The organism is Pseudomonas sp. LBUM1640, assembly GCF_059716225.1.
The window spans coordinates 1,390,875-1,416,599 of the sequence record NZ_CP166816.1 but is presented as its reverse complement, the minus strand read 5'-3'; the positions used below and the strand labels follow the sequence as shown (position 1 = coordinate 1,416,599).

The window sequence follows — 25,725 nt, the reverse complement described above, 5'->3', positions numbered from 1 at the left end:
CGAATGAAAATTACCGATACTCGGCTACTCAATTTCCGCAGGATCATTTCTGAAAAACAGCTCAGGCTGACAGATGTGGCTGAACTTTTAGGGAAGTCTCCAGCGCAAGTGAGCGCTTTTGGTGGAAAAAACCCAACAAAAGGTATTGGAGATCAGATAGCACGAGAAATTGAAAAAGCATTAAATCTGCACACTGGTTATCTCGATATGCCCTATGGTTTGGACCAATTCAATAACGCAACGGTTTTAAGTCATACAGGTCGCAAGCTTCCAGTTATTGGTTCTATAGCGGCCGGAGCTTGGTGTGAAGGACAGGGCAGCTTCGATCCTAGGGATGCAGAGGAGTGGATTGATGCCCCTGGTCCGGTTGGTCCACGTGCCTTCATTTTGCGTGTGGAAGGCATAAGCATGGAGCCAAAATTTCTAGAAGGTGACAAAATTGTAGTTGACCCCTCTTTGGAAGCGCTTCCTGGGCATTTTGTTGCCGCCAGAAGAACTAGTGATCAGGCTGCGACACTTAAACAACTCAAACAAGAAGGAAACGAGCAATATTTGTACGCTCTCAATCCCGATTGGCCTGACCGTATAATTCGTTTGTCAGAGGAATGGACCATTTGCGGCAGAGCGCGCTGGAAAATATCTGACTTATAAGACTACAAGCTTCAAATGGACTTGCAGATGACTAAACACACCGGCCACATAAAAAACCCACTGACAGTAATATCAGTTTTTGCTGGCATTGCTGAAATAAGTGGAACAGTAGTGCTCCCATTTATCGCTACAGAAAACCAAGCAACATACATTTGGTTTCTTATGCTTTTCCCACCATTCCTAGTCGGTATTTTTTTTGCAACTTTGAACTGGAATCACCGGACGCTATACGCCCCCTCTGATTATCAGAATGAAGACAATTTTGTTATTTCTGTTGGTAGATCAACTTCAATTGAACGAGTTATAAAACTTAACGAGGAGGTTGAAGACATCGTCGCCGAAGCATCCAATGCATCATCAGCTATGGACGCCCCGTTGCCAGCCCCCCCCGACAGATCTGATTGCGCGGACTCGGCACCTCAAGCTGGTGGGGAATCTCCGACATATTCAGATTGCACCTCTCACAATCCACCAGAGCTAGACGCGTCAGGGGCAAACAGTCCGGTACACAATGCTAGCGAAAAATTATCGCCAGAAACTACAACCTCACAAAACTCAGAATCAAAAGACAAAAAATTCATACTTGAAAAAAACCGAATTACAACCGATCTTAGGCTGATAGAAGAATTATCAATAAAGAAGATAACCAAACTTACGGGCCTCCCTTTCATAAAGGGGATGAAAATGCTTAGCAAAAATGGCGAAACTCTTCATTTCGATGCTGGAGTTGTGGAAAAAGATCATTTTTACGGACTTGAAGTAAAATATTATAAAGGGCAAACCTTTAATATCTCACGATTAAAAGGTTTCCTAGACAACTGCCAAAACATAGTAACCAGTGATGGTTTTTTCTCGAAGAGATTTACACTCCATTTAGCAATCGTCACACCATCTGCTGGCACGATCACTCACGAAACCCTCACCAACCTTTTGGCTATGACTTACAATCTTGACTTTGTAGTCGAATTTCACTTATTCAACGCAGATGATCTGATGGAAAAATAATACACCTTCAAGGTATTTTTTTCTTGACCAGTTAACCTATAGGGTTAATATTTGCCTCACTCTTCCACCACAGAGCGAGGCAACACTATGCACACCACAGCCACCCTGCACGTCCACCCGGCCGCTGCGAACCCCTCCCGCATCTTTGAAATCCGCCGCCTAGCGCAAGACCTCGGCTGTACGTTCATGGCGTCCAAGCCTAAGTTCAAAGAACGCCACGAGCCCGCCCCATCCCATCCAAACGGCGGAGGACGAGCGGCATGAACAAATACAAACTCGACAACCGCGCCCTGACACTACTCAAGGCCCAGGTCTGTCTTACCGAGACCTTCAACCATCTCCTGCGAACCGAGGTTCAGCGTGAGGCCCTGGCCTTTCGCCTCAAAGTCGAACGCCGAAAAACCGACACGCTCTTCACTGTTGAACTGGGCAGCGAACGCCACACGCTGACACTGGCCAACAGCAAGAAGATGCACCTCAGGCTCGCAGACTTCATAGAAGAGATCGTCAACGGGCCGGCAGATCCAAAACTCTCGGTGGAACCATCATCCATACCGCACGCAGATCGCCGCTATGGGGTGTTTGAAGTTGAACACAAGCAGCAGGTGTTCGAGCTGGTGCGCACGGGCGGCGCGCTCAGCCTCAACATGGGTTTTGAATTGCCAATCAACCTTGCGATACACCGCAATAAAACCCGCGCGGGTATCACCACCATCATGAGCATCGGCGTCAAGAAGCCGCGCACCAAGTGCTTCACGGTGTACGGCAGTGACGTAGAGATCTACTCCATGGTCGCCGCATCCATAACCGACCTGGCAGCCGTGGCAACTCCCGCCGCGCACGCAGCGTAGGAGGCCACGATGGAACGTAGCCTTGAGAAAACCGCCAAGTACTTCGGCCTCACCCGGCCCAAGCTCATTGCGATGATGCGCGAAAAGGGCTTGCTCAACGATCGCAACCTGCCGGCCTTCCCCGTCCGTGATCGTGAGTACCTGCGGATCAAGAACGGCAACTGGTACCACGAGACCGCCGGCATGCAGTACAGCCAGTCGACCAAGGTCCGGCAAGCGGGCATGCCCTGGCTGGCAACGCAATTGGGCCTCGAACTGCCTGCCATCCCGGCAGACAACCGTGACGTGGCCTAGGGAGTACGCCCGCCAGATCGTCGCCATGCGCACAAAAGAGGAGCGCAACGCTGCGCTCCTCGAAGTGCCGGAGCATCTGCGGGAGTTGACCAAACGCCACTGCCTGAACGCCTGGAAACACCCCTCACGACTCAAACGCAAGGAGGCCGCAGCCCATGAGCAACACCAGCCAAACACCGCTACGACTTCAACACGCACCGGATAGCGCGACCGTCGAGATGCTGCACCAGCTCTTCGGCGACGTGCTTATCCCCCTGGAAAAGCTGCGCGTGCATTACTTCAAGAACCTGAACGAGAAGACCTTCACCGAGGCGATCAACAGCGGCCGGATTCAGCTGCCGGTGACCACGCTGGATCACAGTTTGAAGGCGTTGAGGTATGCGCACATCAAGCACGTGGCCGCGCTGATCGATATTCGGGCTTATAAGGCGGATGAAGACATGCCGCGACCACAGAACGATCCAACCGAGCAAAACCAGTAACACCAACGGCTGCCACCACCAGCCAACAAACCACCAGGAGCACACCACATGACTGCAATACAAATCTGCGCGCTGATCGCAATCACTCTACTGACAGGCCTTGTCTATTGGCTGGCGTATCGAAACGGCTTTAGCACTGGGCACTCTGAAGGCCAGTCTGGGGGGTACAGCGAAGGCTACGACGATGGCTGTTGCGTTGGCTATCGTGACGGTCAAGACGCGGCTAGCGAAAAAATGCGGCAAATGGCGAATCGCTGCAAAGCCATGGATCTTGTCCTTGCATTCGGCCCAACGGAACGCATGCACCTCCTGCAGATTGCCAAACAACTGCAGCTGGCCGCCGATACATTCCGTGCGTTGAAATCCGATCAAGAACAACAGGCGATTTATCTTCAGAAGCAAGCCCTGGGTATGGCGACTCTACTGGAAGTGGCAGTAGAGGAGGTTGCCGCATGAACTGGATCCTCACCTCCACAGGCAAGCGCTTTGACCTGTTCGAGCCTGACGCCAACATGATCGACCCACGGGACATCTCACACTCGCTGGCCCATCTGTGCCGCTTCAACGGTCACACCCGCGAGTTCTACAGCGTGGCCCAACACAGCTGCATCGTCGCCGAGCTGGTGCCGGAAGAACACAAACTCGCGGCATTACTTCATGACGCACCCGAGGCGTACCTGGGCGACATGACACGGCCACTCAAGCAATGGATTAGCGCCTACCAACACTTCGAGGACTGCATCTGGTGGCGTGTTTGCGAGCGGTTCGACATCGCCCCAGAACTCCCTGCCTGCATCCACAAGGCTGACCTGATAGCGCTGGCGACTGAACGCCGCGACCTGATGCCAACCGATCCGGCTATCTGGGATTGCTTGGTCGGCATCGAACCCATGGTTGAAACCATCCGCCCATGGCCTGCCGCAGAAGCGCGCAACACCTACCACCAGCGCTTGATGGACCAACTCGCTATCGATCATCGGAGGAAAGCGGCATGAAGACTTACCAGGACAACACCAGCACCCTGCCCGCTTTGCTCTGCGCCGCCAATGGCGTCGACACGCTAGAAACAAACAGTCTCTGCTGCGCAGCAGCAGGCATTATTGCTCCTTCCAACACCACTGCCGAGGCACTTATACCCCACGAAAAGCTGCGCGGGGCAGCGCTCGCTGATGCAACGCTAAACGCTCAGGAACGCCCGCCCGCGCAGCCTGCCTTGGGGTATACGCACGTTTCTAAAATGGTGGATTACCCACCAGAATCCAGACCAGGCCGACGTTACTGGCCTGCAGACCTGACTGACGTCCGCCCCGATGAATGGGCTCTTATGTCCCCCAAACACGTCGCCGAGTTTGCTGGTGTGACTGAGGTCTGGATGTTGCTTGAGGCTGCTCAAAGGCACATTGCCACGTTGGAGCAGGTCAATCGAAATCTACGGGACCACGCCAACGCCCTGATCATCGAGGCTCACCAGCGGGACCAGACCAAACGCGCCGGAGGTGACTCATGACCTCCTTTAATCCACACCCAATCACGTCAGCCGTTAAAACCCAGTTCGGTCTGGACTTCGCCGGCGAGATCCGCGTTGATCTATTCGCCGGTGGTGGTGGTGCAACCATGGGCCAAGAGATGGGTACCGGCATGCCGGTTGATATCGCCATTAACCACAACCCCGACGCAATCAGCATGCACAAGCGCAATCATCCCAGCGCCGAGCACTACATCACCGACGTCTACGATGTGTGCCCACGCCTGGCGACTCGAGGCCGTCCGGTTGCCCATCTGCATGCAAGCCCGGAATGCACACACCACAGCCTTGCTGCAGGCGGTCAGGCACGCAGCACAACCAGCCGCTCGCAGTCCTGGGTCATCCTGAAATGGGCTGGGCAAGTCAGTCCTCGCATCATTACGATGGAAAACGTCGTGCAGATCCTCCAGTGGGGTCCACTGATAGCCAAGCGTTGCCTCAAGACTGGTCGAGTGGTCCGTCGCGACATGACCGTCGCCGCTGCCGGCGAGCGTGTTCCGGTCCAAGAGCAGTACCTGGTGCCCGACCCGAAACGCAAAGGTCAGACCTGGCGCCGTTTTGAAAGTCTTCTGCGCGCCATGGGCTATGACTTGATGTATGGAAAGCTCAAGGCTTGCGACTTCGGTGCTGCAACCACACGCGAGCGCCTGTTCAAAATCGCTCGGCGTGACGGCCAGCCGTTGCGCTGGCCAGAACCAACTCACTTCAAGAACCCGGGCAAAGGCCAGCTCCCCTACCGCACCGCTGCCAGTTGCATCGATTGGTCGATCCCCTGCCCGAGCATCTTCCTCACCAAAGAAGAAGGACGTGCTGCAGGTGTTAAGCGACCATTGGTGAACAACACCATGGAGCGCCTGCGTAAAGGTGCCAAGCGGTATGTCATCGAGCACAAGAACCCCTTCATTGTGAGCGTCAACCATCGCGGCAACGACTTGGCGCGGTGCCAGCCTTTGGACGGTCCCACGAAGACAATTACCGGTGCGCAAGGATTCGCGCTCGTCACGCCACAACTCGCGCCCTACATCACCGAACATGCCAATGGTAGTAGCCAGCGCAACATGCCTGGTGACGATCCTCTGCGCACCATCTGCGGGGGTGTTAAGGGCGGGCACTTCGCTTTGGCAGTAGCCTACGTCGCTCAACACAACGGCGGGTACAACTTGACGCCAGGGCATCACCCGGTTGAGCCACTGACGGCGATCACTACCACCGGCAGCCAGCAACAGGTCGTCACTGCACACCTATCAACGCTACGCAGGAATTGTGTCGGCAGGGGAATGGACGAACTGGTACCGACAATCACAGCCGGCGCCGAACATCATGCTCTGGTCGAGTACAAGCTCGCTCCAGAGGTCGAGGCCGGCGCAATGCGTGTCGCTGCCTTCCTCATGGGCTACTACGGCAGCGACAACACCTATGACCTACGCGATCCAGCCGCCACCATTACCACGCGGGACCGCCTGGCGCTTGTGACGGTCACGATCCAGGGCACGCCCTACGTGATCGTAGATATCGGAATGCGCATGCTCACTCCACGCGAGCTCTACCGCGCCCAGGGTTTTCCCGACAACTACGTGATTGACCGTGGGCACGATGGCCGCAAGTTCAGCAACAAGACACAGGTGCTGATGGTGGGTAACTCGGTGTCGCCGTGGCCAATGATGGCGCTTATCAGAGCCAATAAAGACATGGACGAAACAGAACTTATGGAGGCAGCAGCATGAGCTTCCCTCGCTGGGTAATGATCAGCCGAGCTTCAGAGCTCACTGGATATAGCGAAGACGCTATCCGCCACAAAGTGAAGAACGGCACCTGGGCCCAAGGCCGAATCTGGCGCAAAACCCCAGACGGCCGAATTGCAATCAACATGACGGAGTATGACAAGTGGGCCGAGAGCGCACCTCAGGAAGCGGCCTAGAAACCGAGCTGGCAAAGCACAAAGGGATTGAGATACACGGCGGCAACCTGCGCGTCGTGTTCATGTGGCGGCGTATACGCTGCCGCGAATCCCTCGGCCTTCCGATCACCAAAGCCAATATCAAACACGCAGCCCTATTAAGGGCGGCAATTCTTCATGAGATCAAAACCGGCCACTTTGAGTATGGCCGACACTTTCCTAACTCAAAGCACGCGACCAACTACAGCAGCGCCAAGGACGAAAGGCTTGGAGCATTGCTGGAGCGGTACAAACCGTTGAAGGCTGTCGACATCACGCCGATGACCGAGGAGAAATACGGCTATGCCTTGGACATCTGCACCGCCTTGGTTGGAATTGATCGTCTCGCCGGAGTTTTGTTGCCCGAAGACATTCAGTTGATGAGGACGTTGCTGATTGCAGATCGAGCACCGTCAACCGTCAATCACTACTTGGCAACGTTCGCCGGTTTCCTGGGCTGGTGCGAGACCAATGGATATTGCCGCACCGGATTATCAGAAGCGTGCAATCGGTTCGCAATGCAAGGCCAAGAGCCGGATCCACTTACTCGTGATGAGTTTCAGCTGCTGGTCGATAAAGGCTGCCTTCACCCCCAAGACTCTGCTGCGATTACGTTGGCCGTGTATACCGGGCTTCGACCAGGTGAGCTATGCGCGCTGGCTGTTGAAGACATCGACCTGGACGCAGGACAGATCAACATAACCCGGGCCATAACCGCCAACGGCACGTTCAAGGTTCCTAAAACCGGGAAGCCGCGCTCAGTATTATTAATGCCACCAGCGGTCGAAGCCTGCCGGGTGTTGCTGTCGATTGTTGCTGATCATCCTGCACGCGTCATTGAGGTGTTCCAGAACAGGCACGAGAGCCGGAAAGAGAGCGTTACCCCACTGCTTTCTCCATCCACCCAGGCGCGCAAGAAGATCATAAACTTATGGTATGTTCCCACCGCGTGGAACACCAAGTGGGCAGCGATCCAAAAGCGTTCAGGCATCCGTCCACGTCGACCATATCAAACTCGGCACACCTACGCCTGCTGGTGCCTGACAGCTCGCGGTAATATTGCATTCATCGCGAAGCAGATGGGCCATAAAGACTTCACAATGCTGGTCGAGGTTTATGCCAAATGGATGGATGATGAGTCACCGAAAGAACTAGAACTTATATGGTCAAAATTGAAAGAAATAAAAAGCGCCTAAGGCGCTTTTTTTGAGCAGTCATTATCGTTTCAAAAGCCTTAATCTTTCTGCTGTTTTTGACTTAACATCAGTTGTCGTGCTCTCATTTGAATCAGCGATCAAATTATCTAGAGCCAAAGAGTGAACATCATAAATCTGGAAAGGCAACAACAAAACCCGATAACAACCCAGTACGAAAAATCCAGCCGAAAACGCTACCGCTGTGGGCTGATGCAAAAATCCACTCTTACTAGAAACCATAGTCAAAATACAAAACAGTAAACACATCAAAAACGAGAACAGAGTATTAATTTGAGACATGAGCATGTATCTAGTCTTCTGAGCATACAACAACGTTTGCTCATAAGTCATCTTAGTCAAATATTGGCTACGCCCAGAAAAAAGCATCGCCGTAATCACAAACCCAATTATCACACCGCTGAACGCGATAATTGCATTGAGTAAATTATCATCAACGAAGGAAGCACCAAAATATCCTGGCACACCACCTACTACTAAGACCAAAGTATTCCAGCACAAATAGGCAGTATTACTAGAACCCGAACGCGCAACCTCTCCCAGCTCATCACTTACCAGCTTCGCGTTTCTTACTTCTTCGGGAATTAGGTATAAATATTTCATTATCTGCCAGCCCTCCAGATTCGTCCAAAATCCTTTTTCCATCTTTACCGGGAGTGCATAGTTCCTCTAGGTAGAGCACCATCTTGTGTGCAAGCTCGCCACGATCCGGATTCTTCCCACCGACGTCGTCCACATGCACAGTCTTCTTAATCTTGAATTTGGAAAGTCCACGAATGGAAGATCCGTCATTCAAGTGAATTATAACAGTCTCTACCTCTTCTTGCTGCTGCGCTTCGTCGTATGCCTTGATGACCTTATCCGTAGGGAGTTTATCCTTGGATTTCCAATCAACCGTTAGAATTCCCGACGAGGGCATATAACCACGAACACCAGAAAGAACGCCCAACAATTCACTTTTGCTATTAGGATCCACGCTGGTCACGCCAACGGTAAATCCACTCGCGCCACCAGCACGATCAATCTCTTTAGACAAACTACTTGAAACAGCATCAGTAAAGTAGAAGTTACCTCTTCTTCCCAGCCCGATTCCACGCGCCATTTTATTCAAATAACGCTGAATATTATGGACACCGCCGGTACTGCGCGTACTTTCAATTATAGCGCAGCGCCCAAACGCCAACACATGAGAAATATGGATAAACTCTTTAGTTTTACCATCCTCATCAACTTCCAATGCAACCGTATCAACCACAGCATTTTCTAAGCTAGGGTCAGGTGTAAGTGTCTGCGGAATTGTGCCAGGCTCATATGTCCAAATCTCAAATAGACAGGTGTCATCGCCCAGGTCTTGATAGTTATTAAAAAATGTACATTGATTAGGTATTACACTCATATCAGCGAGTGTTACACCCGTCGTATCAGTCCGTAACCCGACGGTGGGAAGCTCGCCGGCCAATACAGCCATCAAGCCAGACAAAGTTGTATCGTTGCCATCTTTAAGCTCAGAAAACTGAATTGGCTTCAGCTGCAGCGTGCGACTGATCGGTTTTCTAGGTGCTGGTATAGCCATGATAATCCTTTATTTGATAGACGCTTCCCTAGCTCGGGCTGAAAGACAGTCACCAGGGCAAATACTTCCATTGAAAAAATGGGCCAAGGGATGTACTTAAGGCATCATAGCGCGGCCCTTGGGAAAATGACGAGCAGCTTGATGGCACCGTGCCCAAAAAGTGGGTGCTAAAATGCCCCATTTTTGCCCCCACCAATTCGACGAGACTCTCTAAGCTACTGATGAATAAAGCAATTTCAGATCTGTCCTCCCACACTCCAATGATGCAGCAGTACTGGCGTCTGAAAAACCAGCACCCTGATCAGTTGATGTTCTATCGCATGGGCGACTTCTACGAGATCTTCTATGAAGACGCGAAGAAGGCCGCCAAGTTGCTGGACATCACCTTGACCGCGCGCGGGCAGTCGGCAGGGCAGTCGATTCCGATGTGTGGGATTCCTTACCATTCGTTGGAAGGCTACTTGGTCAAGCTGGTGAAGCTGGGCGAGTCGGTGGTGATCTGTGAGCAGATCGGCGACCCGGCGACGAGCAAGGGGCCGGTGGAACGTCAGGTGGTGCGCATTATTACGCCGGGCACGGTGAGTGATGAGGCGTTGCTGGATGAGCGTCGCGATAACTTGATCGCGGCGGTGTTGGGCGATGAGCGTTTGTTCGGCCTGTCGGTGCTGGACATCACCAGTGGCAATTTCAGCGTGCTGGAGATCAAGGGCTGGGAGAACCTGCTGGCGGAGTTGGAGCGCATTAATCCGGTGGAGTTGCTGATTCCGGATGATTGGCCTAAGGATCTGCCTGCGGAAAAGCGTCGCGGGACCAAGCGTCGTGCGCCGTGGGATTTTGAGCGGGATTCGGCGCTGAAAAGTCTGTGCCAGCAATTTTCGGTGCAGGACCTTAAAGGTTTCGGTTGCGAAAACCTGACCCTGGCCATCGGCGCCGCCGGTTGCTTGCTCGGCTATGCCAAGGAAACCCAGCGCACCGCCCTGCCGCATTTGCGCAGCCTGCGCCATGAGCGCCTGGACGACACCGTGGTGCTCGATGGCGCGAGCCGTCGCAACCTGGAGTTGGACACCAACCTCGCCGGTGGGCGCGATAACACGCTGCAATCGGTGGTCGACCGTTGCCAGACCGCCATGGGCAGCCGCTTGCTGACCCGTTGGTTGAACCGCCCACTGCGCGACTTGACTGTGCTGCAAGCGCGCCAGACCTCTATTACTTGCCTGCTGGATGGCTATCGCTTTGAAAAGCTGCAGCCGCAGCTGAAAGAAATCGGTGATATCGAGCGCATCCTGGCGCGTATCGGCCTGCGCAACGCGCGGCCGCGTGACTTGGCGCGCCTGCGCGATGCCCTCGGCGCACTGCCGCAGCTGCAAGCGGCGATGGCCGAGCTGGACACGCCGCATCTGCAACAACTCGCCGTGACGGCCGGCACTTACCCGGACCTCGCGGCGCTGTTGGAAAAAGCCATTATCGACAACCCGCCGGCGATCATCCGTGACGGCGGCGTGCTGAAAACCGGTTACGACACCGAGCTGGATGAGCTGCAGTCGCTGAGCGAAAACGCCGGGCAATTCCTGATTGACCTGGAGGCCCGCGAAAAAGCCCGCACCGGCCTGGCCAACTTGAAGGTTGGTTACAACCGCGTGCATGGCTACTTTATTGAGTTGCCGAGCAAGCAGGCCGAGTCGGCGCCGATCGACTATCAGCGGCGTCAAACCCTTAAAGGTGCCGAGCGCTTTATCACGCCTGAGCTCAAAGAGTTTGAAGACAAGGCGCTGTCGGCCAAGAGCCGTGCGCTGGCGCGGGAGAAGATGCTCTACGAAGCGCTGCTCGAAGACTTGATCAGCCGCCTGGCGCCGCTGCAGGACACCGCCGCCGCCCTGGCGGAACTGGATGTGTTGAGCAACCTCGCCGAGCGCGCCCTGAACCTTGATTTGAACTGCCCGCGTTTTGTCAGCGAGCCGTGCATGCGCATCGTCCAGGGTCGTCACCCAGTGGTGGAGCAGGTGTTGACCACGCCGTTCGTGGCCAACGACCTGTCGCTGGATGACGACACCCGCATGCTGGTGATCACAGGTCCGAACATGGGCGGTAAATCCACCTACATGCGCCAGACCGCGTTGATCGTGTTGCTGGCGCATATCGGCAGCTTTGTGCCGGCGGCCAGTTGCGAGTTGTCGCTGGTGGACCGCATTTTCACGCGGATCGGTTCCAGCGATGACCTGGCCGGTGGCCGTTCGACCTTTATGGTGGAGATGAGCGAAACCGCCAACATCCTGCACAACGCCACCGAGCGCAGCCTGGTGTTGATGGACGAAGTGGGCCGCGGCACCAGCACCTTCGACGGTTTGTCGTTGGCGTGGGCGGCGGCCGAGCGTTTGGCGCATCTGCGTGCCTATACGCTGTTCGCCACGCACTATTTCGAGCTGACCGTACTGCCGGAAAACGAGCCGCTGGTGGCGAACGTGCATCTCAATGCCACCGAGCACAACGAGCGCATCGTGTTCCTGCACCACGTGCTGCCGGGGCCGGCCAGCCAGAGCTACGGCCTGGCCGTGGCGCAACTGGCCGGTGTGCCGAGCGAGGTCATCACCCGTGCACGCGAGCACCTGAGCCGCCTGGAAGAAACCGCCCTGCCCCACGAGATGCCCGTGGCCAGCCCGGCCAAAGCCAGCAACAAACCCGCCGCGCCGCACCAGAGCGACATGTTCGCCAGCCTGCCCCACCCGGTGCTGGATGAGCTGGCCAAGCTTGACCTGGACGGCTTGACGCCGCGCAAAGCGCTAGAAATGTTATATGCACTGCAGACTCGGATATAACGCACAGGCTTGCAAGCTGGTAGACTCTCGCGCGGTTTGGGATGCTGCGGGCTTTTAGCCTGGCCTGCAGACTATCGCTCCCGAACCTCGCGAGCCCCACCACAAGGGGTTTCGCTGCCGCCGCCTGAGGAGAGAATTAGAAATGACCTTCGTCGTTACCGACAACTGCATCAAGTGCAAGTACACCGACTGCGTCGAAGTGTGTCCGGTGGACTGCTTCTACGAAGGCCCGAACTTCCTGGTTATCCACCCGGATGAGTGCATCGACTGCGCCCTGTGTGAACCAGAGTGCCCGGCCGTCGCTATTTTCTCCGAGGACGAAGTCCCGGCAGAGATGCAGCAATTTATTCAGTTGAACGTCGAGCTGGCGGAAATCTGGCCGAACATCACTGAGCGCAAAGATCCGATGCCGGATGCAGCGGAGTGGGATGGCAAGAAAGGTAAGATTGCAGACCTCGAGCGCTAAACGCGCCGCCGCCCAATAAAAAGGCCCCTTGCGGGCCTTTTTACGTTCCTGCGTGGCAGGTTTCACTTTCCTGCAGGCGAAAAAAGGGGCGGTATGACCCGCCCACATTTTTTCCCTAGTCCCTGTATTCCTTTTTCATCGTCCTGATGAATCGCATCCTGCGACGTTCCTTCAAACCATCGTTCCTTGATGGCTGTGTCAATCCGTGGACACAGGGCTGATCTTAGAGAGTTCCGAGGGAAGTTCAACGGGATCCAACTGGTGGGCAGACAGACTTCGGCATTCGAGTTGAAATAAATAATTGTTATATTTCAACAAGATAAAAAAGTCTCCCGCCAATTCAAGACGTACGCGCCCGGTAAAAAAACCAAACACTTACCCAAAAGTAAGCGAATGCTTACACGCGTGATTGCGTAAATGCGTATTTGGGAACCGTCGACGGATCCGCAGGCATGAAAAAGCCCCGACTGAGTCGAGGCTTGTTTTCCGTCAGGCTGATCAGTCGTCGCTGACCGTAATCGTTGGCATTGCCGGCGCAGCCGCTTCCTGCAGCACGATTCGCGCGCCCACATGCCGGGCCAGTTCCTGGTAGATCATCGCGATCTGCCCATCAGGCTCGGCCGCCACGGTGGGTTTGCCGCCGTCAGCCTGCTCACGAATCTCCATCGCCAGCGGCAACGAGGCCAGCAGTTCGACGCCGTATTGGGTGGCCAGCTTCTCACCGCCGCCTTCGCCAAACAGGTGCTCGGCATGCCCGCAGTTGGAGCAGATGTGCACCGCCATGTTTTCCACCACGCCGAGCACCGGGATGTTGACCTTGCGGAACATCTCCACGCCTTTTCTCGCGTCGAGCAGCGCCAAGTCTTGCGGCGTGGTCACGATGACCGAGCCGGCCACCGGGACTTTCTGCGCCAGGGTCAGCTGGATATCGCCGGTGCCTGGCGGCATGTCGATCACCAGGTAATCCAGGTCGCCCCAGGCGGTCTGCGTGACCAGTTGCAGCAAGGCGCCGGAGACCATCGGGCCGCGCCAGACCATCGGCGTGTTGTCATCGGTGAGGAAGGCCATGGACATGACTTCAACGCCCATCGACTCAATCGGCACGAACCACTTCTGGTCCTTGACCTTCGGTCGGGTGCCTTCGGCGATGCCGAACATCACGCCTTGGCTTGGGCCATAGATGTCGGCGTCGAGAATACCGACGCGGGCACCTTCACGCGCCAGGGCCAGCGCCAGGTTGGCTGCCGTGGTGGATTTACCCACGCCGCCTTTGCCGGACGCCACGGCGACCACGTTCTTGACGTTAGCCAGGCCAGGGATCTGCGCCTGGGCCTTGTGCGCGGCGATCACGCACTGGATGTCGACCTTGGCCGAACGCACACCGTCCAAACCCTCGATGGCCATTTGCAGCATCTGCGCCCAACCGCTCTTGAACAGGCCGGCGGCATACCCCAGTTCCAACTGGACCGACACCTGGTCACCCTGGACCTCGATGGCGCGTACACAACCGGCACTGACCGGGTCCTGGTTCAAATAGGGGTCGGTGTATTGGCGAAGAACGGCTTCCACCGCTGCGCGATTGACGGCGCTCATGGGCTACTCCCGAAAAAAGACTGACTGAAACAGGCGGCTATCCTAACCGTTCCAGCTGCCCAGCGGCATGCTTTCGAGACTTGGGAATATTCAGAAACCGCGTCACGGGGTGAAATAAATTTCCCGGCGCTTTATAGTGGCCGACCTCCGTTTCATCAAGTAGCCGAGCCCCATGTCCGAGCCACGCAAGATCCTCGTCACCAGCGCCCTGCCCTATGCCAATGGTTCTATCCATCTTGGCCATATGCTTGAGTACATCCAGACCGATATGTGGGTGCGCTTCCAGAAGCATCGCGGCAATCAATGCATTTATGTCTGCGCGGACGACGCCCACGGTTCGGCCATCATGTTGCGCGCCGAAAAGGAAGGGATCACCCCGGAACAACTGATCGCCAATGTGCAGGCTGAACACAGCGCCGACTTTGCCGAGTTCCTGGTCGATTTCGACAATTTCCACTCGACCCACTCCGATGAAAACCGCGAGCTGTCGAGCCTGATCTACAAGCGCCTGCGTGACGCCGGGCACATTGCCACGCGCTCGATCACGCAGTATTTCGACCCGGAAAAGAAAATGTTCCTGGCCGACCGCTTCATCAAGGGCACCTGCCCGAAATGCGGCACCGAGGACCAATACGGCGACAACTGCGAGAAGTGCGGTGCCACCTACGCACCGACTGACCTGAAGAACCCGCGCTCGGCCATCTCCGGCGCCATTCCGGTGCTCAAGGATTCCCAGCACTTCTTCTTCAAGCTCCCGGATTTCCAGCAAATGCTGCAAACCTGGACCCGCAGCGGCACCCTGCAGGACGCCGTGGCCAACAAGATCGCCGAGTGGCTGGATGCCGGCCTGCAGCAGTGGGACATCTCCCGCGATGCGCCGTACTTCGGTTTCGAGATCCCGGACGAGCCGGGCAAGTATTTCTATGTGTGGCTGGACGCGCCGATCGGCTACATGGCCAGCTTCAAGAACCTCTGCGACCGCACGCCTGCGCTTAATTTCGATGCGTTCTGGGCCAAGGACTCCACCGCTGAGCTGTATCACTTCATCGGCAAGGACATCGTCAACTTCCACGCGCTGTTCTGGCCGGCGATGCTCGAAGGTTCGGGCTACCGCAAGCCAACCGGCATCGCCGTGCACGGTTACCTGACGGTCAACGGCCAGAAAATGTCTAAGTCCCGTGGCACCTTTATCAAGGCGCGCACTTACCTGGACCACCTGTCGCCGGAATACCTGCGCTACTACTACGCCTCCAAGCTGGGCCGTGGCGTTGATGACCTCGACCTGAACCTGGAAGACTTCGTACAGAAGGTCAACTCGGACCTGGTCGGCAAAGTGGTCAACATCGCCAGCCGTTGCGCCGGGTTTATCCACAAGGGCAATGCCGGCCTGCTGGTGGCCGAAAATGCCGCTCCGGAACTGACCGAAGCTTTCCTGGCCGCCGCGCCCAGCATTGCCGACGCCTACGAAGCCCGCGACTTCGCCCGCGCCATGCGCGAGATCATGGGCCTGGCCGACCGCGCCAACGCCTGGATCGCCGACAAGGCGCCGTGGTCGCTGAACAAGCAGGAAGGCAAGCAGGCGGAAGTCCAGGCGATCTGCGCCACGGGCGTCAACCTGTTCCGCCAGTTGGTGATCTTCCTCAAGCCGGTGCTGCCACTGCTGGCCGCTGACGCCGAGGCGTTCCTCAACGTCGCGCCGCTGACCTGGAACGACCACGCCACCTTGCTCAGCAACCATCAATTGAACGAGTTCAAGCCGCTGATGACCCGTATTGACCCGGTCAAGGTTCAGGCGATGACCGACGCTTCGAAAGAAGACCTGGTCGCCAGCCAGACCGACACCGGCGAAGCGGCACCGGCCGGCAACGGCGAACTGGACAAGGACCCGATCTCGGCAGAAATCGATTTCGACGCCTTTGCCGCCGTGGACCTGCGTGTTGCGCTGATCGTCAAAGCCGAAGCCGTGGAAGGTGCCGACAAGCTGCTGCGCCTGACCCTGGACCTGGGTGGCGAGCAACGTAACGTGTTCTCCGGCATCAAGAGCGCTTACCCGGACCCGTCCAAACTTGATGGTCGCCTGACCATGATGATCGCCAACCTCAAGCCACGGAAAATGAAGTTCGGTGTTTCCGAAGGCATGGTGATGGCGGCGGGCCCTGGTGGTGAAGAGATCTACCTGTTGAGTCCTGATAGCGGCGCCAAGCCGGGGCAGCGTATCAAGTAAGCCCGCACAATAGCCCTGCCGCTTCGGCGACAGGGCTTTTCAGCTAGTCCCCTTTTCTCGCTTACCGGATAATCAGCCTCTGTTTGGTTAACCGGCATGCCAATGAACACCCCATGAATTTGATTCAACGTATCGACGCGCTGCTGCCGCAGACCCAATGCGGCAAATGCGGGCACCCAGGCTGCAAGCCTTACGCCGAGGGCATCGCTCAGGGCGAGGCGATCAACAAGTGCCCGCCCGGTGGGCAGGAAACCATCGCCGGCCTTGCGCAATTGCTGCGTGTGCCGGTGCTGGAACTGGACACCAGCCGGGGGGAAGCCCCCGCCCAGGTCGCCTATATCCGCGAGGCCGAGTGCATCGGCTGCACCAAGTGCATCCAGGCCTGCCCGGTGGATGCGATTGTCGGCGCGGCCAAGTTGATGCACACCGTGATCATTGATGAGTGCACCGGTTGCGACCTGTGTGTTGCGCCCTGCCCTGTCGACTGCATTGAGATGCGCCCTGCAACCGCTGTGCTGCCGATTGTGGGCGGCCTGGAGGCTAACGATCACCAGCACCATGAACGCGGCCTCAAGCGCGACCGAGCACGCCGGCGTTATGAACAACGCAATGCGCGCCTGCAACGCGAAGAAGCCCATAAGCTCGCTGAACGCCTGGCACGGGCCAAACGCTCGGCGCCGGTTGCGCCGGTCCAGGCTGATACCGCTCAGGCCACCAGGGACGCAGCCGTCAAGAAAGCCAAGATCACGGTCGCCATGAGTCGCGCCCAACTGCACAAGTCCCTGAAGGCGTTCGGCCACCCGCCGACCTTTGAGCAACAATCGCAGTTGATTGCCCTGCAGCAGCAGTTTGAAGCGGCGGAGCAGGCGCTTGCGGCGCTGGAAGTGGACAGCCCGCCGCCGCCATCGATAACCAAAGACCCTGAGCTCAAGCGCGCGAAAATCCAGCTGGCCATGCGCCGCGCCGAACTGAAAAAAGCTCAGGACCTGAACGCTGACGAGCAGCAACTGGCGACCTTGAGCGCCGCGCTGTCCACCGCCGAGCAAGCCCTGCATGATGCCGAGGCGATCAGCGAGCAGCCCAGGCCAGAGCTGCAGCGCGTGGAAAAACGCCCTATCGACGCCCAATTACGCCAGCTGAAAACCGCCCTGGCCTATGCCCGCGCCGATGTCAGCAAGTTGCAACGCCAGTCGGACGTCAGCGCGGACGCACTAAAAGCCGCCCAACACAGGCTGGATGAAGCGCAGCGCCACGTCGATGCCCATACCGACGCTTGATCCGCAACAGGCGCTGCCGGGCACGGTGACGATGGTTTATCCTGCACAGCTTGGCCTCACTTTGACCGCCTGTAAGGAAATGCCTGCCCCATGAACGCCGCAAAACGCCTGGAAATTTTCCGCAGGCTTCACGAAGACAATCCGGAACCCAAAACCGAGCTGGCCTATTCCTCGCCGTTCGAGTTACTGATTGCGGTGATCCTGTCGGCCCAGTCCACCGACGTTGGCGTCAACAAGGCCACGGCCAAACTGTATCCGGTGGCCAATACGCCCGAGGCCATCTATGCCTTGGGCGTGGAAGGGTTATCGGACTACATCAAGACCATCGGCCTGTACAACAGCAAGGCCAAGAATGTCATCGAGACCTGCCGCCTGCTTGTGGAGTTGCACCGCAGCGAAGTGCCACAAACCCGTGAGGCCCTGGAAGCCCTCCCGGGTGTGGGCCGTAAAACCGCTAACGTGGTGCTAAACACCGCGTTTCGGCAGCTGACCATGGCGGTAGACACGCATATTTTTCGCGTCAGCAACCGAACCGGCATTGCTCGCGGCAAGAACGTGGTGGAAGTGGAAAAACAGCTGATGAAGTTCGTGCCCAAGCCGTATTTGCTCGACTCCCATCACTGGTTGATCCTTCACGGGCGCTACGTTTGTCAGGCCCGCAAACCTCGCTGCGGCAGCTGCCGCATCGAAGACCTGTGCGAATACAAGGACAAGACGTCCGACGATTGAGGGTTCAATGGTTTTCTCGATCAGTCGATTGAAAAAATCTTTTTTACCCTGTCGTGGTTTATCGTTATAAGGAGCGCCAACGGCAGTCTTAGCCTGGAGTTAACCTTATGAGCACTGGCAAAGAACAACTGGATGTAGAAGACGACCTCGTTGCCGAGTCGGAAGACGAGGGGGAAGCACCTGTTGCTGAGGTGGCCAAGACCAATTTAAGCAAACGCCGCACTATCGATAACCTTCTGGAAGAGCGACGCTTGCAAAAACAGCTGGCCGATTACGACTTCGATCTCTGATCGAGCCGCCTTCGACCGGAAGCCTCCCTGACGGAGGCTTTTTTTTGCCGGTTGTACGGGCTCGTGCGGGATGCCCGCGTCCTCCTATACGAGGCCGTTGCGTTGGGCCAATTCAATCAGGTCCACGAGGGAACGCGCATTGAGCTTGAGCAGCAGGCGCGTCTTGTAGGTACTGACGGTCTTGTTGCTGAGGAACATGCCGTCAGCGATCTCTTTGTTGGTTTTGCCACGCGCCAGTTGCTGCAACACCATCATCTCGCGACCCGACAAGCGTTCAACCATGTCCGCCTCACTGGCATTACCCATGGTGGAGCGTACGGAGTTGAGCGCCTGGTTAGGGAAATAGCTGTACCCGGAGAGCACCGCCTTGATGGCGCTCAACAGCTCAGTGAGGTCCTGCTGCTTGCACACGTAGCCAGCCGCACCCGCCTGCATGCAGCGCATGGAAAAATGGCCGGGAGCCTGAGACGTCAACACCAACACCTTCACAGGCGCAGGCTGCTTGGTAGAGGCCAGGCGACAAATAACCTCCAGGCCATCGAGCTTGGGTATTCCAATATCCAATATAACAATGTCCGGCACATGCTCGCGTGCAAGTTGCAACGCATCGACGCCGTTATCAGTCTCGGCAACGACTTCATAACCATGACGCTCCATGAGCATGCGCACAGCAAGACGAATGACGGGATGATCATCCACGATCAGCACTTTATTCATGAGAAAGTCCAATTTCGCTGTTCGAATTATTTAGAGCAAGCACAATAGCCTAGTCGTTTCCTAGTTAGCATAGCGCTCCCCCCCAAGCAACAGCAAGCAGAGACCCAACCCACAATGTTATAGGAATTAACCTACAAAAAAACACTAACCCAGACGTATCAGATTTTATGCAGACTTTCAGACCTTTCCGCGGGCATACATATCTTGAGTGAAATATCCGCCGCATTAGCGGTTCAAGGTAAACGTACCGCACAAGACTTTCAGGAATTGCCCATTGTGTGCTGCCGCCAGGCAAGTGAACAGGTGAGAAAATTCCGACTCTTTTAGTTCCATTCAACATATTTTCTAACATCCTTAAATCCTACAGAATTTTCTTCGTCTTACATACCATTCTCACTTATGTAGTGAATCTTCTGTAAGACATAGTTCCTAGGCAGGTGTTAAAAAATCATTCACTCATGTAAAACAAAATTCCAAAACAAAAATACAGCTCAGTAACTTTCTCACCGGCAACCATAAACACTTGGCAAACACCTTTTAAACATCAGGCGGCACTCCACGCTAGCGCCTTGAATAGTCAGGCAAAAAAAATGGCCCCATAAACAGGGGCCACTTTTTTTACAACGAAGGGATCACTCAGAACAGCTTGCGACCCTTGTTGGCAGCGATGCGCATGCGCAGCGCATTCAACTTGATGAAGCCCGCTGCGTCCGCCTGGTTGTAGGCGCCGCCATCTTCTTCGAAGGTGGCGATGTTGGCGTCGAACAGCGACTCATCGGACTTGCGACCGGTAACGATCACATTGCCTTTGTACAGCTTCAGGCGCACAACGCCGTTCACGTGAGCCTGGGAGGCGTCGATCATCTGTTGCAGCATCAGACGCTCAGGGCTCCACCAGTAGCCGGTGTAGATCAGGCTGGCGTACTTAGGCATCAGCTCGTCTTTGAGGTGAGCAACTTCACGGTCCAGGGTGATGGACTCGATGGCGCGGTGGGCGCGCAACATGATGGTGCCACCCGGGGTTTCGTAGCAGCCACGGGACTTCATGCCCACATAGCGGTTCTCGACGATGTCGAGACGGCCGATACCGTGTTCACCACCGATGCGGTTCAGAGTCGCCAGCACGGTGGCCGGGGTCATCTCGACGCCGTCCAGCGCGACGATGTCGCCGTTGCGGTAGGTCAGTTCCAGGTACTGGGCCTTATCTGGAGCGTTCTCCGGGGAGACCGTCCATTTCCACATGTCTTCTTCGTGTTCGGTCCAGGTGTCTTCCAGCACGCCGCCTTCATAGGAGATGTGCAGCAGGTTGGCGTCCATCGAATACGGGGACTTCTTCTTGCCGTGACGCTCGATCGGGATGGCATGCTTTTCAGCGTAATCCATCAGCTTTTCACGCGACAGCAGGTCCCATTCACGCCAGGGAGCAATCACTTTCACGCCGGGTTTGAGCGCGTAGGCACCCAGCTCGAAACGCACCTGGTCGTTACCCTTGCCGGTGGCACCATGGGAAATGGCGTCGGCGCCGGTTTCGTTGGCGATTTCGATCAGGCGTTTGGCGATCAGCGGACGTGCGATGGAAGTACCCAGCAGGTACTCGCCTTCGTAGACGGTGTTGGCGCGAAACATCGGGTAGACGAAATCGCGGACGAATTCTTCGCGCAGGTCATCAATGTAGATCTCTTTCACGCCCATGGCTTGCGCCTTGGCACGTGCAGGTTCGACCTCTTCGCCCTGACCCAGGTCAGCGGTGAAGGTCACCACTTCACAGTTATAAGTATCCTGCAGCCACTTGAGGATCACCGAAGTGTCCAGGCCGCCGGAATACGCGAGAACGACCTTGTTTACGTCGGCCATGCCATCACTCCACGGGGTTGTACGGAAAGCCGTCGATTCTACCGACCAAAACCGTGAATTTACAGAGGCGCGACAGCAAATGAAGATAAAGCGACAGATTATGTCGAGCGGGCGACCGATGGTCGCACCTCAGGAGGTGTGTGCGGGGTTGCTGGGCGCAGTGGCTTGCGGCGCCGGTTTCTCGGGGGCAGCCACGCGTTCGAGCTGAATATTCACGCGGCGATTGCGCGCCCGGTTGGCAGCATTGGTGTTGGGCGCCAGGGGGTAGCTCTCACCGTGGAAACGCAGGGTAATCTGCGATTCCGGGATGCCATTGGCCTTGAAGTAGTCGGTGACCGCCAGCGCCCGGCGGCGTGAGACATCACGGTTGGTCAGGCGATTGCCACTGTTGTCCGAATGGCCATTCAACTCGATATGGTTGACGGTAGGGTCGGCTTTCATGAAGGCGAGAATCACGTCCAGCTTCTTCTTCGCGGCAGCGTCCAGCTCAATGCCGCCACCGGGGAAGCCGACTTCGGTCTGTTTGACCTGGTCGTAATTCATTGGCAACAGCTTGGTGGTGCACAGCTGATAGTCGTTGTAGGCCTTGTTGAACTTCACCGGCAGCAAGCGAACTTCCGAGTACCCGCCTTCGCGCCCGTAATGCCGTACGGTCGGGCTGCGCCCTTCGAGCAACCCTGTGAACAGGCGCCCTGCCTGGGCCTGGGAACTGTTGAATAACACGTCGCCACTGCCCGCACGCACGGCACCGAGGTTGATATCACCGCGGCCCGGTTGCCAAGGCGCAGCGGCGGCCAACAAGGTCGCGGAGCCCGCGCCCAGCGCGCCGTTGTAGGCTTTAAGGCGAAATGTCGCCTGCTCGCCGGCCCGGCGCACGAACTCGCCCGAGCCGAAATCGGTGATCGGTTGGGTGAGGCGGCACTCGAACTGGTCGCCTTCCACCTTCCACTCAATATTCTCCAGACGTGTCTGGAACGTGAGGGCCATCGCAGGCAGGCTGGCGAACACACTGAGCAGGGCTAGATAATGCTGGCGCACGGGAGGCTCCACTGGTTTCTACAACACTTCAAAGCGTCATACGTCGTTAAGGCATACCCAGGGATATCGGTAGCGTCCCGCAAAACTTGATAGCGAGTGCCTGCAAGAGTCTTTTCCGGTAGCATTCCCACCAGATTGACCCGCCTGGAATCCCCAATGTCCGACCGCCTGACCCTGCTGCGTCCCGACGACTGGCATATTCATCTTCGCGATGGTGCTGCGTTACCCCAAACTGTGGCCGATGTAGCGCGCACGTTTGGCCGCGCCATCATCATGCCTAACCTGGTACCTCCGGTGCGTAATGCCGCTGAAGCCGACGCCTATCGCCAGCGCATTCTCGCTGCACGACCGGCCGGCAGCCGCTTCGAACCGTTGATGGTGCTCTACCTCACCGACCGCACCCAGCCTGAAGAAATCCGCCAGGCCAAGGCCTCCGGCTTCGTGCACGCCGCCAAGCTGTACCCGGCCGGCGCGACCACCAACTCCGATTCCGGCGTGACCAGTATCGACAAGATCCTGCCGGCGATCGAAGCCATGGCTGAAGTCGGCATGCCGCTGCTGATCCACGGTGAAGTCACCCGTGGCGATGTGGACGTGTTTGATCGCGAGAAGGTCTTCATCGACGAGCACATGCGCCGTGTGGTCGAGCTGTTCCCGACACTCAAGGTGGTGTTCGAACACATCACCACCGCTGACGCCGTGCAGTTCGTCACCGAGGCTTCGGCTAACGTGGGCGCGACCATCACCGCGCATCACCTGCTCTACAACCGCAACCACATGTTGGTGGGCGGGATTCGGCCGCACTTCTATTGCCTGCCGATCCTCAAACGCAATACCCACCAAGTGGCCTTGCTGGATGCCGCCACCAGCGGCAGCCCGAAGTTCTTCCTCGGCACCGACTCCGCACCGCATGCCCAACACGCCAAAGAAGCCGCGTGTGGCTGTGCCGGTTGCTACACCGCTTATGCAGCGATCGAGCTGTACGCCGAAGCGTTTGAACAGCGCAATGCCCTGGACAAGCTCGAAGCGTTCGCCAGCCTCAACGGCCCGCGCTTCTATGGCCTGCCAGCGAATACCGACCGCATTACCCTGGTCCGTGAAGATTGGACCGCCCCTGCCAGCCTGCCGTTTGGCGAGCTGACTGTTATCCCGCTGCGCGCCGGTGAAACACTGCGCTGGCGCCTGCTGGAGGAAAGCAAGTGAGTGAAGATCATTACGATGACGAACACGAGCACAGCGGTGGCGGTTCTCGCCACCCGATGGCCGAGCGGTTTCGCGGCTATCTGCCGGTTGTCATCGACGTAGAAACCGGTGGTTTCAACTGCGCCACCGACGCCTTGCTGGAAATCGCCGCGACCACCATCGGCATGGACGAGCAGGGTTTTGTGTTCCCGGAACACACTCACTTCTTCCGTGTCGAGCCGTTCGAAGGCGCGAATATTGAAGCCGCAGCCCTGGAGTTCACCGGAATCAAGCTGGATCACCCGCTGCGCATGGCAGTGAGTGAAGAAGCGGCGCTGACCGACATCTTCCGTGGTGTTCGCAAGGCGTTGAAGGCCAATGGCTGCAAACGCGCGATCCTGGTCGGCCACAACAGCAGCTTCGATTTGGGCTTCCTGAATGCCGCCGTGACGCGGCTGGACATGAAGCGCAACCCGTTTCATCCGTTCTCCAGTTTCGACACTGCCACGCTTGCAGGCCTGGCTTATGGCCAGACCGTGCTGGCCAAAGCCTGCCAGGCCGCCGGTATCGACTTTGACGGTCGTGAGGCCCACTCGGCTCGCTACGACACCGAGAAGACCGCCGAGCTGTTCTGCGGCATCGTCAATCGGTGGAAGCAGATGGGCGGCTGGGAAGACTTCAACGACTGAGGCTGCAGCGAGTGGGCTTCCGTGGCGAGCGAGCTTGCTCGCGCTGGGCTGCGAAGCGGCCCCAATAAGACCGCCGCGGTTGACCTGTTAAACCGCGGTGTCAGGTTCTGGGGCCGCTGCGCAGCCCAGCGCGAGCAAGCTCGCTCGCCACAACAAGCTCGCTCGCCACAGAATTAAATCCCGCGCATAAAAAAACCGGCCCTCTCAGGCCGGTTTTTTTGCTTCGAACGAGGCTTACAGCTTGCCAGCGTTCTCAGTCAGGTAAGCCGCGACGCCTTCTGGCGAAGCGTTCATACCTTTGTCGCCTTTTTTCCAGTTGGCAGGGCAAACTTCGCCGTGCTCTTCGTGGAATTGCAGTGCGTCGACCAGACGGATCAGCTCTTCCATGTTACGGCCCAGCGGCAGGTCGTTGATGATCTGCGAGCGCACAACGCCCTTGTCGTCGATCAGGAACGCGCCACGGAAAGCCACGCCGCCTTCGGACTCAACGTCGTAGGCCTTGGCGATGTCGTGCTTCATGTCGGCAGCCATGGTGTATTTGACTTTGCCGATGCCGCCATCATTGATGGCGGTGTTGCGCCAGGCGTTGTGGGTGAAATGGGAGTCGATGGAAACGGCGACCACTTCAACGTTGCGCGCCTTGAAATCGTCCATGCGGTGGTCCAGAGCGATCAGCTCCGAAGGGCACACGAAGGTGAAGTCCAGCGGGTAGAAGAACACCAGGCCGTATTTGCCTTTGATGGCTTCAGACAGTTTGAAGCTGTCTACGATTTCGCCATTGCCGAGGACGGCAGGTACGTCGAAATCCGGGGCTTGTTTGCCGACGAGTACGCTCATCTGTTATCTCCTGATGTAGGGGTGACGATTGAAGTAAAAGGACCGGCCCAAGTCTGGCGCAGATAAGCGACAGCCCTGTGACGCAGTCACGCTTCGTGAAGACCGACCATCATACACTGAAAAAACCGTTCGTCAGCGCAGCGACGGTGCTCGGCAATTGCCTACGAATCTACTTTGACAATCATTCTCGTTAACATTAAGATCCATCGCACTTAAGCCTAAACCCGCGATGGTTCTCCCTTATGTATGTCTGCCTCTGTACTGGCGTCACCGACGGACAAATCCGCGAAGCAATCTATGAAGGTTGCTGCAGCTACAAGGAAGTACGTGAAACCACCGGCGTTGCCAGCCAGTGCGGTAAATGTGCCTGCCTCGCCAAGCAAGTGGTACGGGAAACCCTGACGCAGCTGCAAACAGCCCAGGCCGCGCTCCCCTACTCGACAGAATTTACACACGCTTAATTAGGCGTGTTTTGAAGAACCGGA

The 25,725-nt window shown here is 56.7% G+C and carries 27 protein-coding genes; 20 read left to right on the top strand and 7 right to left on the bottom strand.

Annotated elements, in window-relative coordinates:
• Nucleotides 1-3: 3 nt before the first annotated feature.
• From ACA065_RS06200 to ACA065_RS06150, 11 genes are all read left to right on the top strand, one after another.
• Nucleotides 4-651: a LexA family protein gene (locus ACA065_RS06200; RefSeq protein WP_497693748.1), complete on the top strand. Its 648-nt coding sequence runs from the start codon at nt 4-6 to the stop codon at nt 649-651.
• A gap of 27 nt (nt 652-678) precedes the next feature.
• A complete protein-coding gene (locus tag ACA065_RS06195; protein ID WP_497693747.1) occupies nt 679-1,656 on the top strand; it encodes a hypothetical protein in 978 nt (325 codons plus the stop codon).
• A gap of 260 nt (nt 1,657-1,916) precedes the next feature.
• Nucleotides 1,917-2,507, top strand: a complete 591-nt coding sequence (locus ACA065_RS06190) for a hypothetical protein (protein ID WP_497693746.1) — start codon at nt 1,917-1,919, stop codon at nt 2,505-2,507.
• A gap of 9 nt (nt 2,508-2,516) precedes the next feature.
• Nucleotides 2,517-2,801, top strand: coding sequence for a phage antirepressor KilAC domain-containing protein (locus tag ACA065_RS06185; protein WP_497693745.1), 285 nt, complete (start codon nt 2,517-2,519; stop codon nt 2,799-2,801).
• Nucleotides 2,802-2,956: 155 nt separating this feature from the next.
• Nucleotides 2,957-3,283, top strand: a complete 327-nt coding sequence (locus tag ACA065_RS06180; protein WP_497693744.1) for a pyocin activator PrtN family protein — start codon at nt 2,957-2,959, stop codon at nt 3,281-3,283.
• Between the two features lie 48 nt (nt 3,284-3,331).
• On the top strand, nt 3,332-3,739 hold the full coding sequence (locus ACA065_RS06175) for a hypothetical protein (RefSeq protein WP_497693743.1): 408 nt from the start codon (nt 3,332-3,334) through the stop codon (nt 3,737-3,739).
• Nucleotides 3,736-4,278 (top strand): phosphohydrolase, encoded by a 543-nt coding sequence (locus tag ACA065_RS06170; RefSeq protein ID WP_497693742.1) that lies wholly within the window; start codon nt 3,736-3,738, stop codon nt 4,276-4,278. The genes ACA065_RS06175 and ACA065_RS06170 overlap by 4 nt, the downstream gene beginning before the upstream one ends.
• A complete protein-coding gene (locus ACA065_RS06165) occupies nt 4,275-4,790 on the top strand; it encodes a hypothetical protein (protein WP_497693741.1) in 516 nt (171 codons plus the stop codon). The genes ACA065_RS06170 and ACA065_RS06165 overlap by 4 nt, the downstream gene beginning before the upstream one ends.
• The gene (locus ACA065_RS06160) at nt 4,787-6,532 is read left to right on the top strand and encodes a DNA cytosine methyltransferase (RefSeq protein WP_497693740.1); all 1,746 of its coding nucleotides are present in this window, start codon (nt 4,787-4,789) and stop codon (nt 6,530-6,532) included. The genes ACA065_RS06165 and ACA065_RS06160 overlap by 4 nt, the downstream gene beginning before the upstream one ends.
• A complete protein-coding gene (gene xisR, locus ACA065_RS06155) occupies nt 6,529-6,726 on the top strand; it encodes an excisionase family protein (protein ID WP_032893305.1) in 198 nt (65 codons plus the stop codon). Before ACA065_RS06160 ends, xisR begins: the two co-directional genes overlap by 4 nt.
• Nucleotides 6,693-7,940, top strand: coding sequence for an Arm DNA-binding domain-containing protein (locus ACA065_RS06150; RefSeq protein WP_497693739.1), 1,248 nt, complete (start codon nt 6,693-6,695; stop codon nt 7,938-7,940). The genes xisR and ACA065_RS06150 overlap by 34 nt, the downstream gene beginning before the upstream one ends.
• 21 nt (nt 7,941-7,961) lie before the next feature.
• On the opposite strand, the gene ACA065_RS06145 is transcribed toward ACA065_RS06150, so the two are convergent.
• A complete protein-coding gene (locus tag ACA065_RS06145; RefSeq protein ID WP_497693738.1) occupies nt 7,962-8,561 on the bottom strand; it encodes a hypothetical protein in 600 nt (199 codons plus the stop codon).
• Entirely contained in the window at nt 8,506-9,531 is a 1,026-nt protein-coding gene (locus ACA065_RS06140) for a hypothetical protein (protein WP_497693737.1), read from the bottom strand. The genes ACA065_RS06145 and ACA065_RS06140 overlap by 56 nt, the downstream gene beginning before the upstream one ends.
• A gap of 233 nt (nt 9,532-9,764) precedes the next feature.
• On the opposite strand from ACA065_RS06140, the gene mutS reads away from it, so the two are divergent.
• Together mutS and fdxA are read left to right on the top strand one after the other, a co-directional pair.
• The gene (mutS, locus tag ACA065_RS06135; protein ID WP_497695310.1) at nt 9,765-12,344 is read left to right on the top strand and encodes a DNA mismatch repair protein MutS; all 2,580 of its coding nucleotides are present in this window, start codon (nt 9,765-9,767) and stop codon (nt 12,342-12,344) included.
• A 142-nt stretch (nt 12,345-12,486) separates the two neighbouring features.
• Nucleotides 12,487-12,810 (top strand): ferredoxin FdxA, encoded by a 324-nt coding sequence (gene fdxA / locus ACA065_RS06130; protein ID WP_049709743.1) that lies wholly within the window; start codon nt 12,487-12,489, stop codon nt 12,808-12,810.
• Nucleotides 12,811-13,308: 498 nt separating this feature from the next.
• Here fdxA and apbC read toward each other — a convergent pair whose 3' ends face one another.
• Complete coding sequence (apbC, locus tag ACA065_RS06125) at nt 13,309-14,403, bottom strand: iron-sulfur cluster carrier protein ApbC (protein ID WP_497693736.1); 1,095 nt, start codon at nt 14,401-14,403, stop codon at nt 13,309-13,311.
• A 172-nt stretch (nt 14,404-14,575) separates the two neighbouring features.
• Here apbC and metG point away from each other — a divergent pair, with 172 nt between their 5' ends.
• The 4 genes from metG (at nt 14,576) to ACA065_RS06105 (ending at nt 18,923) form a co-directional block, all read left to right on the top strand.
• Entirely contained in the window at nt 14,576-16,627 is a 2,052-nt protein-coding gene (gene metG / locus ACA065_RS06120; protein WP_497693735.1) for a methionine--tRNA ligase, read from the top strand.
• A gap of 113 nt (nt 16,628-16,740) precedes the next feature.
• The gene (gene rsxB / locus ACA065_RS06115) at nt 16,741-17,904 is read left to right on the top strand and encodes an electron transport complex subunit RsxB (RefSeq protein WP_497693734.1); all 1,164 of its coding nucleotides are present in this window, start codon (nt 16,741-16,743) and stop codon (nt 17,902-17,904) included.
• Nucleotides 17,905-17,994: 90 nt separating this feature from the next.
• The gene (gene nth, locus ACA065_RS06110; protein ID WP_497693733.1) at nt 17,995-18,633 is read left to right on the top strand and encodes an endonuclease III; all 639 of its coding nucleotides are present in this window, start codon (nt 17,995-17,997) and stop codon (nt 18,631-18,633) included.
• A 107-nt stretch (nt 18,634-18,740) separates the two neighbouring features.
• The gene (locus ACA065_RS06105; protein ID WP_497693732.1) at nt 18,741-18,923 is read left to right on the top strand and encodes a PA3496 family putative envelope integrity protein; all 183 of its coding nucleotides are present in this window, start codon (nt 18,741-18,743) and stop codon (nt 18,921-18,923) included.
• Between the two features lie 84 nt (nt 18,924-19,007).
• On the opposite strand, the gene ACA065_RS06100 is transcribed toward ACA065_RS06105, so the two are convergent.
• The 3 genes from ACA065_RS06100 to ACA065_RS06090 form a co-directional block, all read right to left on the bottom strand.
• A complete protein-coding gene (locus ACA065_RS06100; protein WP_053254650.1) occupies nt 19,008-19,640 on the bottom strand; it encodes a response regulator transcription factor in 633 nt (210 codons plus the stop codon).
• Between the two features lie 636 nt (nt 19,641-20,276).
• Entirely contained in the window at nt 20,277-21,494 is a 1,218-nt protein-coding gene (locus tag ACA065_RS06095; RefSeq protein WP_497693731.1) for an argininosuccinate synthase, read from the bottom strand.
• Nucleotides 21,495-21,623: 129 nt separating this feature from the next.
• The gene (locus ACA065_RS06090; protein WP_497693730.1) at nt 21,624-22,532 is read right to left on the bottom strand and encodes a flagellar protein MotY; all 909 of its coding nucleotides are present in this window, start codon (nt 22,530-22,532) and stop codon (nt 21,624-21,626) included.
• Between the two features lie 156 nt (nt 22,533-22,688).
• Here ACA065_RS06090 and pyrC point away from each other — a divergent pair, with 156 nt between their 5' ends.
• A complete protein-coding gene (pyrC, locus tag ACA065_RS06085; protein WP_497693729.1) occupies nt 22,689-23,735 on the top strand; it encodes a dihydroorotase in 1,047 nt (348 codons plus the stop codon).
• The gene (gene rnt / locus ACA065_RS06080; protein ID WP_017137041.1) at nt 23,732-24,403 is read left to right on the top strand and encodes a ribonuclease T; all 672 of its coding nucleotides are present in this window, start codon (nt 23,732-23,734) and stop codon (nt 24,401-24,403) included. The genes pyrC and rnt overlap by 4 nt, the downstream gene beginning before the upstream one ends.
• Nucleotides 24,404-24,637: 234 nt before the next feature.
• On the opposite strand, the gene ACA065_RS06075 is transcribed toward rnt, so the two are convergent.
• Nucleotides 24,638-25,240: a peroxiredoxin gene (locus tag ACA065_RS06075; RefSeq protein WP_003172097.1), complete on the bottom strand. Its 603-nt coding sequence runs from the start codon at nt 25,238-25,240 to the stop codon at nt 24,638-24,640.
• Between the two features lie 242 nt (nt 25,241-25,482).
• On the opposite strand from ACA065_RS06075, the gene ACA065_RS06070 reads away from it, so the two are divergent.
• Complete coding sequence (locus ACA065_RS06070; RefSeq protein WP_017526354.1) at nt 25,483-25,701, top strand: bacterioferritin-associated ferredoxin; 219 nt, start codon at nt 25,483-25,485, stop codon at nt 25,699-25,701.
• Nucleotides 25,702-25,725 lie beyond the last annotated feature (24 nt).

Bases quoted from the DNA above. Each gene is read 5' to 3' on its own strand.
- ACA065_RS06095 (WP_497693731.1), bottom strand. From the start codon at position 21,494: ATGGCCGACGTAAACAAGGTCGTTCTCGCGTATTCCGGCGGCCTGGAC.
- apbC (WP_497693736.1), bottom strand. From the start codon at position 14,403: ATGAGCGCCGTCAATCGCGCAGCGGTGGAAGCCGTTCTTCGCCAATAC.
- ACA065_RS06145 (WP_497693738.1), bottom strand. From the start codon at position 8,561: ATGAAATATTTATACCTAATTCCCGAAGAAGTAAGAAACGCGAAGCTG.
- ACA065_RS06200 (WP_497693748.1), top strand. From the start codon at position 4: ATGAAAATTACCGATACTCGGCTACTCAATTTCCGCAGGATCATTTCT.
- metG (WP_497693735.1), top strand. From the start codon at position 14,576: ATGTCCGAGCCACGCAAGATCCTCGTCACCAGCGCCCTGCCCTATGCC.
- ACA065_RS06175 (WP_497693743.1), top strand. From the start codon at position 3,332: ATGACTGCAATACAAATCTGCGCGCTGATCGCAATCACTCTACTGACA.
- ACA065_RS06160 (WP_497693740.1), top strand. From the start codon at position 4,787: ATGACCTCCTTTAATCCACACCCAATCACGTCAGCCGTTAAAACCCAG.
- ACA065_RS06140 (WP_497693737.1), bottom strand. From the start codon at position 9,531: ATGGCTATACCAGCACCTAGAAAACCGATCAGTCGCACGCTGCAGCTG.
- rsxB (WP_497693734.1), top strand. From the start codon at position 16,741: ATGAATTTGATTCAACGTATCGACGCGCTGCTGCCGCAGACCCAATGC.
- ACA065_RS06165 (WP_497693741.1), top strand. From the start codon at position 4,275: ATGAAGACTTACCAGGACAACACCAGCACCCTGCCCGCTTTGCTCTGC.
- ACA065_RS06180 (WP_497693744.1), top strand. From the start codon at position 2,957: ATGAGCAACACCAGCCAAACACCGCTACGACTTCAACACGCACCGGAT.
- ACA065_RS06185 (WP_497693745.1), top strand. From the start codon at position 2,517: ATGGAACGTAGCCTTGAGAAAACCGCCAAGTACTTCGGCCTCACCCGG.
- xisR (WP_032893305.1), top strand. From the start codon at position 6,529: ATGAGCTTCCCTCGCTGGGTAATGATCAGCCGAGCTTCAGAGCTCACT.
- ACA065_RS06170 (WP_497693742.1), top strand. From the start codon at position 3,736: ATGAACTGGATCCTCACCTCCACAGGCAAGCGCTTTGACCTGTTCGAG.
- nth (WP_497693733.1), top strand. From the start codon at position 17,995: ATGAACGCCGCAAAACGCCTGGAAATTTTCCGCAGGCTTCACGAAGAC.
- ACA065_RS06190 (WP_497693746.1), top strand. From the start codon at position 1,917: ATGAACAAATACAAACTCGACAACCGCGCCCTGACACTACTCAAGGCC.
- pyrC (WP_497693729.1), top strand. From the start codon at position 22,689: ATGTCCGACCGCCTGACCCTGCTGCGTCCCGACGACTGGCATATTCAT.
- ACA065_RS06105 (WP_497693732.1), top strand. From the start codon at position 18,741: ATGAGCACTGGCAAAGAACAACTGGATGTAGAAGACGACCTCGTTGCC.
- ACA065_RS06075 (WP_003172097.1), bottom strand. From the start codon at position 25,240: ATGAGCGTACTCGTCGGCAAACAAGCCCCGGATTTCGACGTACCTGCC.
- ACA065_RS06100 (WP_053254650.1), bottom strand. From the start codon at position 19,640: ATGAATAAAGTGCTGATCGTGGATGATCATCCCGTCATTCGTCTTGCT.
- ACA065_RS06195 (WP_497693747.1), top strand. From the start codon at position 679: ATGACTAAACACACCGGCCACATAAAAAACCCACTGACAGTAATATCA.
- fdxA (WP_049709743.1), top strand. From the start codon at position 12,487: ATGACCTTCGTCGTTACCGACAACTGCATCAAGTGCAAGTACACCGAC.
- ACA065_RS06070 (WP_017526354.1), top strand. From the start codon at position 25,483: ATGTATGTCTGCCTCTGTACTGGCGTCACCGACGGACAAATCCGCGAA.